We start from the raw sequence: 12,703 nt of genomic DNA, 5'->3' as shown, positions 1-12,703 counted from the left end.
TTTATTTTCTTTTGAAACCAAACTGTTCGATATAAAAATCTAGAAGCGTGATTGCGGTCATAGCTTCCACAATAGGCACTGCACGTGGTAATACACAAGCATCGTGTCTACCTTTCCCTTGTACAGTCACCACCTCATGTGCGGTATTGATAGACTGCTGGTCTTTCATTAAGGTAGCAGTTGGTTTAAAAGCAACTTTAAAGTAAATATCCATTCCATTACTTATACCGCCTACTATTCCTCCTGCATTATTGGTTGTTGTAGAGCCATCAGGAAGGATAGAATCATTATGCTGACTACCTCTCATCTTTGTCCCTTCAAAACCACGACCAAACTCTACTCCTTTAACAGCATTGATCCCAAGCATAGCTTTAGCCAAATCAGCATCAAGTCGATCAAATACAGGTTCTCCTAATCCTACAGGCACGTTCTGTACTACGCATATAATAGTTCCTCCTATAGAATCCCCATCTTTTTTTACTTCCTTAATTAAAGTCTCCATTTCTACTGCTTTAATAGGATCAGCACAACGAACAGGATTGTTCTCTATCTCGTTAAAATCTAATTCACTGTATTTTTTCTCAACAGCAATATCTCCTACTGAAGATACATAAGCTGTTATTTTTATTTCTTTTAATACTTGTTTTGCTATTGCTCCCGCTACTACTCTACTGGCAGTCTCACGAGCAGAACTACGCCCACCTCCTCTGTGGTCACGATGTCCATATTTTTCATCATATACATAATCTGCATGGCTTGGACGATAAATATCTTTGATATGATCATAATCCTTTGATTTTGAATTTGTATTTTCAATTACAAAACCAATAGGAGTACCTGTTGTCTTCCCTTCAAATATTCCTGAAAGAAACTTTACTTCATCCGCTTCTTTTCGCTGTGTAACTATCTTAGATTGACCTGGTTTACGTCTGTCTAATTCCAACTGAATTTGTTCTAAATCTAACTCTATCCCTGCTGGACAACCGTCTATAATACCACCGATCGCTACTCCATGAGATTCACCGAAAGTAGTTACTCTAAATCTATTGCCATAAGTATTACCTGCCATATTAATGTATTTTATACAAGTTTACCACTTTTCTAAGTTTTGCACCTTGTTATTCTAGATATTTTTTGACAAAGTTACTTTCTAGACCTTACCTTATTTACTCCCAAAGTCCTTCTATATTCCCTAACCACTTCCTTTTTTAAGCAGATATCGATATATTTGTAATTCAAAATAAAACAAATGATTATACTAAAACCATTTACCAAAACGGATGCCCAAATAATTATAGATTGGAATTTTACGGAAGAAGAACTACTTCAATTTGGAGGAACTGCATTTACTTACCCTCTAACAGAGGATCAAGTCGAACAATTCTTAAAAGTCGAGAATTCTTTATTCTTTAAAGCAATTGATAGTGATAATGAGACTACAATTGGAGTAGGTGAAATTATTTTAATGGAGGATAATGCTACTAAACTAGCTCGTATAGTAGTAGGTGATCGAAACAATAGAGGAAAAGGATATGGACAAAAGATGATGCAAGCCTTTGTAGATTATTGTCTAAATGACATTCAAAGTGATTCTGTTATCCTTAATGTATTTGATTGGAATATTGGAGCTATTAAATGTTATGAAAAAATAGGCTTTACCTTTGCTGATGTTCCTATGAGAAGTTTTGATCTACCAAATGGAGAACAATGGTTTAGTAAACAAATGGACTATACTAAAAAGTAACCACTTACTATAGCTATTATACATATTTCTATTTTCTAGTGACAAAGTTGCTAGTCGATCTAAATTTTCAACAGATTATTTCCTTAGTGACTCCGTTATAATGTTTGTTTTAACGGACTCACTAAGGATTCGAATGTCTAGCCCTTCTATAGCTATACAACTATAGTTCACAATCCTACTTAGTACTGTACAGTCTTATAATATTGCTTCTATTCTTTTACAATTACTCTCCTATAAGTAATCATACCTACAGTCAGAATTGAGTTTATAGATAACATAGATCAGCTCGATTCTAATTTTCATCTTTACTACTGCAGACAAAGGTTATTTTCTGTACAAAAATCACATTTTATTAAACCTAAAGGACATCTTTAAGCAAGATGAATACATTCATAGTAGTACAAAACACTGTTTTTATAAAAAATTATAGTTTTCAAAGGGAGAAAAAACAGTTCTTTTTAGGTCATTCAAGTATTTAAAGTCAATTTATAAAGATTCCTCATAACCTGTTTTTCTTACTTTATATTTCCATACTAAAATCTTCTAAACACCACGGTTATACAGACATTAAGCGATATCACACTATTAACTATAATGCAATAGTATACCATAAACATTTAGCTATTTATAATTTTAACACAAGAATAAACGCTTAAATTAAAATATTCTTGTTTGTTTTTATAGAAAAATTATATAAATTGTCCTTAACAAAACCTAACTAATCAAACAACTTATTATGACACTTGAATTATTTGAAGAACTCTCAGATGTTCTGGGGGTATTCGTAGAGAAATTTACTAACCTCAACATTAAAGCAAACAAGCATTCTCTAGCTTGGCAACGATTCCACTACAACTATTTTGATTCAATGACAACTACGCTGTATAAGTCATTAGTTCACTTAAACTATGCGACTATACAACAAGAGAAAGACAATGTTCAATATGCAGAAGCTTTCTCATTAGTATTGGATAAAAATTTTAAACCACTAAGAGATATTAACTTTGACAAGTTTGAACCTAAAGTTCAACAGCAGATTTTAAAAGTAGTACTAGGTGATCTTCCTTTTTTAAATAAAGGGTTAAGCGAAGACACTTATCACTACATTAGATTTAACTGTCTAAATAGAGAAAATAGATTATGTGGCTTAGGAGGAACTTTATTTAAAGATTCTAAGACAGGAGAATTTATACTAAACTTATTCTACTTAAACATTCGTAATGAACGTATTGATTCTTTATTAGAAGTAGATTTCTATATGAAAGACAAGGCTAAATATATAAAGCTGTATAGAGAATTAGCATTAAGTAAAGTAACCACACCACAGGCTCTAAAAGAAGTACTAGATAAAAAGAATATCTCTAGTGTAGACTTTAATAATGATTTTATCTATTTCTTTGGAGAAGGGTACCTTACCTTTTATGATAAGAGAAAGTACCTACAGAGTTTAGAACTTGTATTCTTTACAAAGAATTCATTCGAAGAGATTGCTGATGTATGTGGCTTTAACTCTACTGAGTCATTGATCACAAAGTACAAAAAATTTGAAAGTAACGGATATAATCCTATTATTCGCTACTCAAACATATTACAAGCGTAATAAAAGTAAAAAAGGTTGATTCAAATGAATCAACCTTTTTATATGTAACTTAAATTGCTTTTGTCTTTTCTTTTAACCAAGCAGCTTCTTCTGCTGATAATTTTGATTCTAAAGATTCATACACCCATTGATTATAGTTATTTAACCAATCAATATGTACTTGATCTAATAGTGACTTCTCTACTAAATCTGTTGCGATATAACAGATGGTGATTGTTTCGAAATCCATAAAATCACCGAATTGATTAGAAGCTAAATCCTTAGATACTACTAAGTTTTCGATACGAATACCGTGCTTACCTTCTCTGTATAATCCTGGTTCTATAGAACTGATCATTCCTGGCTCTATCGCAATATCTACTGCAGCACCATTAAAAGTATGAGGCCCCTCGTGTACGTTCAAGAAGAATCCTACTCCATGACCTGTACCATGTCCATAGTTACGCATAGTAGCCCAGATAGGACGACGTGTTATAGCATCGATTTGATATCCTCTAGTACCTTTAGTGAAGATAGCCATAGATCCTTCTATCGTTCCTTTTAAAACAATAGTGTAATCTTCTTTTTCTTCTTGAGTCAACTGTCCTAAAGATACCACACGTGTAATATCTGTAGTTCCTGTCTCGTATTGTCCACCAGAATCTACTAATAGCAATCCTTTAGCCTCTAATTTATAGTTGCTATCCAATTCTGCCTTATAGTGTGGTAAAGCTCCGTGATCTTTATATCCAGCAATAGTGTCAAAACTAATATCTTTAAAACCTGGCTGTTCTGCGCGTAATCCTCTTAAATGATCTGCAATACTCATCTCAGATAATTCGCCTGAAGCTACATTTTCTTCTATCCATTTAAAGAATTTGGTCAGTGCTACACCATCATTAATCATGGCATGTCGCTCATGATTTAACTCTACTTCATTCTTCACTGCTTTTAGCATAGTAGACGGATTCATATCCTCTAAGATAGTTACCCCCTCAGGAACAGAATCATAAGTAGCAAAACAAGTACGCTTAGGATCTAATAAGATAGTTTCGCTTGTTCCTAGTGATTTTAAGTAATTTCTTACTTCCTCATAAGGTTTGATTAAGATACCATATCCTTGTAACTCCTCAGCTGTACCTTTATCTAATTTCTTAGAATCAATGAATAAGATAGATTTATCCTGGCTGATAAATACAAAACCAAGTGTAACAGGATTACATTTTACATCTGTACCTCTTATATTCAATATCCAAGCTAAATCATCTAAAGATGAAATTAGGTGACATGTCGCTCTTTTTTGTTTTAAAACTTTGCGTACAGCTGCTATCTTATCTGGAGTAGATTGCCCTGTAATAGAAATAGGTAATGTATAAGCTGGCTCTGTAGGTAAAGCTGGTCTATCATTCCATATTACATCTAATAAGTCTACATGACCATCTACCTTAATGTTTAAAGGACCTAATATAGTATTTACAGCATTCGCTACTGCTAATGAAGCTAAATTACCATCAAAGGCAACTGTATTACCTGCTTGTAATTTATCTCCTAACCATGACACATACTCAGGTGCATGTTGAACTTTTAATTTTACTAACTCAAAACCAGATCCTTTTAACTGTGCTGGTCCTTGTACAAAATAACGAGAGTCAGTCCATAATCCAGCAAAATCTTGTGTAATCACTAATGTTCCTGCTGAACCACTAAAACCAGATGTCCAAACTATACACTTATAATAATCTGGTAAATATTCACTGATATGTGGATCTGAAGAAGGGATAATGTATCCATCAATTCCTCTCTCCTTCATCAGTGAACGTATCTTCGATAATTTTTCTAAATATGTCATTACGATAATAAATTTTTCAAGCTAAAGGTACAAAATGACGAGTACTACAAAAAGATAAATCTGTTAAATTAGAATAGTTTTTACTTCTGTAGATAGTAGCTTAATTTTTAAACTATTAAACACAAAAAAAGCCAACATTTAGTTGGCTTCTTTTATGTTATTTCTGTTCGTCTAAAATGTGAGTCGGCTTAATAGAAGAATCTAATCTTAGAATTTGTTTGCTTAATACATCTTCAAAAGAAAAGTCTTTTAATTGAACATCCCTTCTAAACAACTCTGGGTTATTAGCGACTGCAATTACGAAATCTGAAAACACTTTATTAACTATAACTGTTTTATCTAATATCACACGAGCGCGTACAAGCTTCTTATCAGATCTTCTATAATAATCAAAAACATACTGATTAGGCTTTTTCCAATCGCGTTTACCAAAGTTTTCAAAGTAAACATCTGAGATAGATTCCTTATTATTAGTCCTAGCAGTTACCCTTTTTTTGTCAAAACCAACGTTTATCATTGAGGCAACATTTAGATACACCTCTTCTCCTTCTACTATAGGACAAGCTTGTTCATAGATTAGAATCATATTTCCCTCCCTTTGTAAAAATATATAATGTAAGACCTCCTGTTCATCCTTTATTTTCCATAACATGCGCTCTTTTTTATTGTCTAATGAAGTAAATAAGGTAACAGGTGTAGATAAGCCATTTATCACTACTTCTTGCTGTTCTAAGTCTTTCTGCCATGTTGTTACCCATTGTCCATCTACATACTCTTGCTTTAAAGGTAATAGGCTCCCTTCATGTAAGTCATAGAACTGCCCACGTATAGAATCATTCTTATCTAACTCACTAGATAATAGTGTATAGTAATGATAATCATGATCTGTAGTATAACGATATCTCGGAATAGCATCTTCATAATAAACGATATCAAGATCATTAGATACATTCTCTTCTACTAATAGTCCTTTATATATCTCCCCTTCTTGATATATAGCCTTTACCTGTATTGTATCTTGTTTATTCTCTACCTCTATATATGCCTTAGCTTGCTGATCATAAAGTGAAATAAACTTTAATCGATCCGTTAACATAGATAATGTATTAGGATATGATGCTGTCTTCTCTACAACTTTCAAACTATCATTAACAGTAGAAGTCTCTACTAGATAACTAATATCCTTCAACTTAAGAGTATCTCTATGTATAGAATCTGTCACTGTAGTATGATCTTGCGCATATAGTACTCCTCCTATACTTAGTGCCAATAATACAATACCCTTTTTCATATTTTTCTTTTTAAATAACATAGTATGCATAATCCTAAACTCCTTGTCTAAAACCATGAATATCAAATTTACAAATTTCAAATGACAAAAAAATAAAATTACGTTTCCAAAAACAATTAAATAGATAGTTATAAACCACTATATAGATATAGACACCATTATATATCAACACCTTACAAAAGGAAACAAGTAAATCACATCATTATAATGATAGCAAAAAAATTAGTACCCTACTAATATTCAAACGTTTACAAGACATTTATTATATTTTTCGATACGTTTTAAAAAGTTTGTCCCATAATAAAGTGTAAAAACCATAATTACAGTTCGGATCTTGATGATGAATATTGTGAAACAAGGTAAGACACAGTATATCTCGTGTCCAACGTTCAAAGTAAGTATTCTTAAACACATCCTTGTCTATATGACCTATAGTTCCCCAAATAAGATTAATAAATAAATAAAGTCCTATCGAAAAAGTGTCAAAAGGATATATACACAACAACAAGATAAACAGTAGCCCAAAACCAATAGCCTCTAGTGGATGTAATACAAATAAACTTATCGCATTAACACTGTTGTGCTCATGATGTCTTAGATGCGCTAATGGATAAAAAATCGGGATATGAGCTAATCTGTGAAATACATACATCAGAAAGTCCATACCGATCACTAGTCCTAATGTTTGTAGAGCTATAACAGTGATAGAGCTCCCTTCTAATACATGAATATATCCATAATTATACAACCCTACTCCTAATACAAAAACGCCTGCATTACACAGTAAAACAACAAATGATAATATTAAATCTCTTCTAGTAATCTCTTGTTTTATTTCTTGGATATACTCTCCCTTCTTACATCTGTTTAGAGTCAAATACAAACCAATAGATACACCATAGAACAGTATATTCAATACTATACTAAAAAGGACTAGTTGTGTAATAGACATTCCGATCACTAGATCTAACATGGTTCTCCATTTATATTATTAATAATCAAACTTACAAAAAACATATAATAAAAAGGATGACTGCTTGAGTCATCCTTCTACATCTTATATCTATATTTATTTAGAGTATTCTTAATTACTGTTCTTCATTTTGAGCTTGTCTCTTTAGTAGATCTAAAGCAAATGTAAGTTCAGGGTCTTCTTCGTTTAAGATACTTCTATAAAAACCTTTTTCATCTACAGTATAGTCTGGTAGTACTCCTCTACACCCCTTATCTGTACTAATTGAATTATTAAAAAACACTTCTGATCGAGGCAAATCTACCACTGTCTGCGTATTAGGCAGTTTATAATTAATAAACCAAGATGCAGTAGTGAAGTTACTACAGGTGCGTGTCTCTTGTCCTATGATAATCCCTCTTTTATTCTCTTTAAATAAAGAAGCAAAATACGCTGCTGCTGATACTGTGTTATTATCTATTAATAACATCGTATTCCCTTCAAAGAAATATCGATCACGAGGATAGTTCTCTACATAAGACTCGTCTAATCGATTATTACCATAATAGTACTCATCTCCTTCTACCTCACTCTTATCATATCTCTGGAACATAAAGTTATTCATATTCTTAATATCCATATCAGAATACTGTCTACCACTAGCATCTATAAGATTCTCACGTACATTGATGTCTATTACCTTAGTTGCATATCGATAATTATTCTTAAACACTTTTTCTTGTGATATAAAAGAGTAAAACAAAGGAATATTACTTAGATACCCTCCTCCATTACCTCTGATATCAATAATTAAATTCTTCACTCCTTCTTCATTAATCTTCTCAAAGAAAGAACTTAACTTCTGGTAGGCGAACTCTTCTGAAAAAGCAAAAGTCTTAATCGTTAGGCAGTATGTATCGTCATTGACCTTCTGTCCATAAATTCCATAAGAATAACTAATGATATCTACTGGCAATATAGCTTTCTGTACATTGTAATAGTTTCGTGCATAGTTAACTGCCTTTAATGTAGCTTCTTTACTCTCTACAGCATTTAGACTATCAAGATAAGTGATTTTATACTCTTGCTCAGGACTCATTAAAGACACATAGAACGAAAAGTCTTTAGCATCATCAGCCTCTATACTTCCATCCGTTGTTACATTAATACGCTTTAAGTAATCTTCTGATTTTACATCATTTACTTTTGTAATAATACTTCCTACAGGTATAGTAGGGTTGTGTTGATTCACAAACACCTTTCCATCATAAACAATGGTATTAATTGGGAAAAAAGAAGTTTCCTTTGTAAAATCCTCAAAAACGGTACTATCTGTACTCAAAGAGGAATGAGCATCGTGAATTAGAGGAATCGGATTAGATAACAAGAAATTAGCATAAGAAGGATTCTCTTCTAGTTTTTTTCTTATTTCTGCAACTTTTGCATCCAAGTCCTTTTCACTAATAGTTCGAAATGGATTAGGGTGTTGCTTTTTTATAATATTAATAAGTATATCAAAATCATTTAAATAATCTTCTTTCGTCAACTCCGAATATTTCTTCTGTCCTAATACAAAAGAACTACTCAATAATAAGGCAATTAATAATAAACCTTTTTTTATCATTCCTGTTCTCAATTAAATTATCTAAAATAAAGAATTTATAGCATTTTAAAACATTATTCCAAAAGCAATTTATGCAAATCTCTTTATTTCCTAAGCATACAAAGATAAAGTTAAGCATATACCTACGCAACTTTTACTAGTATGTATATTATAACAGCTAATTCTCATTTTTATTATTTTATAAAAGTTAAAAAAACAATCTTTTTTAAAATAACCTACTTTGTGCTTTTAAATAGAGTTCAAAAAAGAAAGGTGACCTCGCCAGGCCACCTTCCAATACAAACACTACTAATCTAAAAAGTTGAAACAACAACTTCTTACAACAAAACTATTTTGGGGTCCACAAGACACGGTTCTCCACATGATTAAGACCGTATCTAGGATCAATAGCTTTTACTTTAATTAACTGAGGGCCTTCTTTTAATCCCTTAGGTATTGGCATACGCCATAAATGTTTACTCTTCCTTTTAGCGTCTACTAAAGGAGAGGTTTTCATATTTTTATATCGCCCTTGATTCTGTAGCTCTATTAAACGGGTATAATGAGGGTCTACTCCTTCATAGTACTCCATCTTTTGCCAACTTACACCATCGAAGCTTATTTCAACATCTGTATTTAGATCTGCCGCAAATACATTTGCATAAACATATCCATCGTTTAAGTGTTCTAAACTCTTATCCCACTCTTGTACTTCTGGAGTCCAAATCTGAATCTGTTTATCCTCAGCTCTACCAGATACTTTATAGGATAAGTTATAATCTCCTTTTTGTGTTTCTAGTGTCCAGTATCCCTTCCAAGTACCATCATACATCATAGCAAAAGGAATACCTTCGATATCATGAGGCCCTTGCCACCACGCACCACAAACAGCTCCAGCTACTAATTGATGTACAGGTTTTTTATTATCTCTTTCAAAGTACTGATGATACTGTGTATGTGTATGTCCTACAGCTACAAAGACTTCTTTATAGTCCTTAAACAAGTCTAGAAACTCCTGCTTATCTTCCATAAACTCAATAGGAATATGCATCATCACTTTTACTTTATCATACTTTAGAGCATAACGAGCTAGTACATTTTGTATAAAAGCTTTTTGTACCTCATCTATTGTTCCTATATATTCTTTGTCATTTACAGGAAGTACATTATTAAGTACTAAAATAAGCTCCTCTCCATATTCTAATGCATAATAAGATGGGCCAAAAGCTTTCTTATAACTACTATCTCTATCTTGAAGTGTTAGACCAGGTCCAAAGTTTAAATCATGATTTCCAACTACATAATATATAGGACTACCGATTACACCTAATGCCTGTGATAAAGGTTCAAATACTTCTAAACGATCAAAAGCTAAATCTCCAAGCGGAAAGATTAAATCTGGAGGTGTGGTAGCTAATTCGCTTACCACGAGTTTTTCTACGTGATGAATATCATCCATTACATCCGACTGCAAATCTCCCAATAAAACAGCCTTTAGAGGTTTATCTTCCTCTTGCTTATACACAGGAAAATCATAACCCTTATGTTCTTCTCCAAAGGGAATATAAAACTCAACTTTATTTGACTTTGACAAAGGAGACTGATATCCTGAAGGCTTGATTAAAAAGATTTGACCTTGCTCTAAACTGTTGATCTTATATTCACCTTTAGCATTAGTCACAACTAAATCCTTGCCATTACTGATCAAAACATCTTTCAACAGAGGTTCTCCTTTATCGTATTGCCTATTTTGATTGGTATCTTCAAATACTCTACCTGTTACTTGTGCCCCTTGAGCCCAAGCTCCACTCGTTATAATAAGACTTATACCTACTAATAAGCGCTTCATTAGTTATCTAGATTTAAGAGTTTTATAATCTTATGGTATACTTCATTATTCTCATAAGTTCCTCTAAACTCACCCGATTTAGGTCCGTAAGCAAAAATAGGTACCATAGCTCCTGTATGATCATGAGAAATGAAATCTCCTTCAATAATACCTTGTTTTACGTCTCCTTGTGGAATTGCAAAACCACCTGTCTCGTGATCTGCTGTTATAATAACTAACGTTTGCCCGTCTTTATCTGCAAATTTTAAAGCTTCTGTTATCGCTTTATCGAAGTCAATTCCCTCTGTTACAATCCCCCCTGTATTATTAAAATGACCATAAGAATCTATTTTAGCTCCTTCTACCATTAAAAAGAAAGGTTGATTTCCTTTTGACAAAAAGTCTAAACTGTGTTTAGTAGATTGGGCTAAAACGTCTGTTCTTCCTTCTATCACACCTTTTAATCCTCCTTCTCCTAAGAAATAACCAACACGAGCATCCTTACTGGTGCTAAGCTGTTCTACTTGCTCTAGTAAAGTAAACTCTTGCTTTAGATTCACATTGTTAAAAGACTTCTTTCCTCCACCTACAAAGAGAGAAAGTTGACTTTTTAATAAATCTTGAGCTATTAGTGAGCTATCATCTCTATCTTTTTGATGTGCATAAAAAGCAGAAGGCGTAGCTCCTGTTAACTCATCTGTGGTAATTACTCCTGTTTTATAATTAAACGGCGCTAAGTACTCTGTCATATTCTTTAAAGGCATTCTATCCATTCCCATCCCAATAGAGCGGTTATAGGTTTTCTGACCTGTTGCTAAAGCAGTTCCTGCTGCAGCAGAGTCCGTTGTAAAATCATCTCCTGCTTGCGTTTTGATCAAGCCTACACTCTTCAGCTGAAGTAAACTTAAGTCACCTCCATTTGCTAAAGCTGCAGAAGATATCTGCGTCAGCCCATTTCCATCCCCTATAAGAAGAATAACATTCTTAATTGGTAAATCCTTATCATCATTTGCAAATGTTGGCTTATAGACCTCAGATACTGTTTTATTATGATATACAGCACGATCTAAGTTTTTTAAGTATGTCTGTGCTAGATAAGGATTATCAGTATTGATAACATCAATGCCCATATCATAAAACGCCTTAAATGCTGTTTTCCCATCAGGAGTTCCCCAAAAGCGGACTTGTTTACCTTGCTTGTGAACTAAGTCTATTACTTCTTGAAGTTTTTGTCTTTCTTCTTCTACCATGCGCCCCTTACCATTCCAGACAGAGTAGTCTTTAAAATTAAGACTTACCATGGCTACTCGTTCCCATAGCATTGCATTTTTTAAAGGAGTTAAACTCTGGTGATCTAATTTTACATAGGTTGGATATTGTTCAAAAACTTTTGTATCTGGCTTATTTCCAGAAATAACAAAAGTGATATCTTGTTCTTTAATTAATCGTTCATACTTCTTCAGTACTGGTAATAATAGCTCCATAGACTGATTTGCATTTGATTTTAAATCAATTAAAAAACTAAGTCCCTTTGCCTTACCGATACCTAATTGAATAGCTTTTTCTAATGATTCCAAATACAAGCTTTCTATCGTTCTATTCACTTGTACAGAACTTACTTCGTGTGCTACATATAACTTGCCTTGTTCTATGACTAAATCAATCTCTATGGACTCTGCTCCATTAGAGTAAGCCGTCCAGAAAGGAGTAGATTGATGATAATCATTATGAGAGTGTATTTTATAATTTTTTGATTGAGCATTAGCCATTAAAACACTCGAAATAAAGGCTATAGATAAAAAAAGTCGTTTCATTGTGTTGCATAAAAAAGAGGGCTAGCCCCAAAAAGGTAGCCCT

Annotated in this window: 9 protein-coding genes; 2 read left to right on the top strand and 7 right to left on the bottom strand. The window is 32.9% G+C overall.

Translation table 11 applies throughout. The features are described 5' to 3' along the window. Nucleotide 1: 1 nt before the first annotated feature. Entirely contained in the window at nt 2-1,069 is a 1,068-nt protein-coding gene (gene aroC / locus E0Z07_RS13040) for a chorismate synthase (protein WP_006258970.1), read from the bottom strand. Nucleotides 1,070-1,249: 180 nt separating this feature from the next. Between aroC and E0Z07_RS13035 the strand changes: the two genes are divergently transcribed. Together E0Z07_RS13035 and E0Z07_RS13030 are read left to right on the top strand one after the other, a co-directional pair. After that, entirely contained in the window at nt 1,250-1,744 is a 495-nt protein-coding gene (locus E0Z07_RS13035; protein ID WP_006265219.1) for a GNAT family N-acetyltransferase, read from the top strand. 736 nt (nt 1,745-2,480) lie between these two features. Further along, nucleotides 2,481-3,344: a hypothetical protein gene (locus tag E0Z07_RS13030; protein WP_006258972.1), complete on the top strand. Its 864-nt coding sequence runs from the start codon at nt 2,481-2,483 to the stop codon at nt 3,342-3,344. A 49-nt stretch (nt 3,345-3,393) separates the two neighbouring features. Here the strand turns inward: E0Z07_RS13030 and E0Z07_RS13025 are convergent, their stop codons facing one another. From E0Z07_RS13025 to E0Z07_RS13000, 6 genes are all read right to left on the bottom strand, one after another. Continuing rightward, a complete protein-coding gene (locus tag E0Z07_RS13025; protein WP_006265216.1) occupies nt 3,394-5,172 on the bottom strand; it encodes an aminopeptidase P family protein in 1,779 nt (592 codons plus the stop codon). A 157-nt stretch (nt 5,173-5,329) separates the two neighbouring features. After that, nucleotides 5,330-6,463 (bottom strand): hypothetical protein, encoded by a 1,134-nt coding sequence (locus tag E0Z07_RS13020; protein ID WP_225581545.1) that lies wholly within the window; start codon nt 6,461-6,463, stop codon nt 5,330-5,332. A gap of 262 nt (nt 6,464-6,725) precedes the next feature. Beyond that, complete coding sequence (locus E0Z07_RS13015; protein WP_006265213.1) at nt 6,726-7,436, bottom strand: sterol desaturase family protein; 711 nt, start codon at nt 7,434-7,436, stop codon at nt 6,726-6,728. Between the two features lie 115 nt (nt 7,437-7,551). Continuing rightward, a complete protein-coding gene (locus E0Z07_RS13010; RefSeq protein ID WP_006265212.1) occupies nt 7,552-9,039 on the bottom strand; it encodes a S41 family peptidase in 1,488 nt (495 codons plus the stop codon). 328 nt (nt 9,040-9,367) lie between these two features. Beyond that, nucleotides 9,368-10,867 carry a calcineurin-like phosphoesterase C-terminal domain-containing protein gene (locus tag E0Z07_RS13005; RefSeq protein ID WP_006263505.1) on the bottom strand — a complete coding sequence of 500 codons (1,500 nt, stop codon included), beginning with the start codon at nt 10,865-10,867 and terminating at the stop codon, nt 9,368-9,370. Beyond that, nucleotides 10,867-12,660, bottom strand: a complete 1,794-nt coding sequence (locus tag E0Z07_RS13000; RefSeq protein WP_225581544.1) for an alkaline phosphatase — start codon at nt 12,658-12,660, stop codon at nt 10,867-10,869. The genes E0Z07_RS13005 and E0Z07_RS13000 overlap by 1 nt, the downstream gene beginning before the upstream one ends. Nucleotides 12,661-12,703 lie beyond the last annotated feature (43 nt).

It is taken from the genome of Myroides odoratimimus (assembly GCF_004337635.1).
GTDB classification, from domain to species: domain Bacteria; phylum Bacteroidota; class Bacteroidia; order Flavobacteriales; family Flavobacteriaceae; genus Flavobacterium; species Flavobacterium odoratimimum.
The sequence above is the reverse complement of the archived record's forward strand: the minus strand, read 5'-3'. Positions and strand labels throughout refer to the sequence as shown.

Coding starts and splice junctions, on each gene's coding strand:
- aroC (WP_006258970.1), bottom strand. CDS start 1,069: ATGGCAGGTAATACTTATGGCAATAGATTTAGAGTAACTACTTTCGGT.
- E0Z07_RS13035 (WP_006265219.1), top strand. CDS start 1,250: ATGATTATACTAAAACCATTTACCAAAACGGATGCCCAAATAATTATA.
- E0Z07_RS13030 (WP_006258972.1), top strand. CDS start 2,481: ATGACACTTGAATTATTTGAAGAACTCTCAGATGTTCTGGGGGTATTC.
- E0Z07_RS13025 (WP_006265216.1), bottom strand. CDS start 5,172: ATGACATATTTAGAAAAATTATCGAAGATACGTTCACTGATGAAGGAG.
- E0Z07_RS13020 (WP_225581545.1), bottom strand. CDS start 6,463: ATGAAAAAGGGTATTGTATTATTGGCACTAAGTATAGGAGGAGTACTA.
- E0Z07_RS13015 (WP_006265213.1), bottom strand. CDS start 7,436: ATGTTAGATCTAGTGATCGGAATGTCTATTACACAACTAGTCCTTTTT.
- E0Z07_RS13010 (WP_006265212.1), bottom strand. CDS start 9,039: ATGATAAAAAAAGGTTTATTATTAATTGCCTTATTATTGAGTAGTTCT.
- E0Z07_RS13005 (WP_006263505.1), bottom strand. CDS start 10,867: ATGAAGCGCTTATTAGTAGGTATAAGTCTTATTATAACGAGTGGAGCT.
- E0Z07_RS13000 (WP_225581544.1), bottom strand. CDS start 12,660: ATGAAACGACTTTTTTTATCTATAGCCTTTATTTCGAGTGTTTTAATG.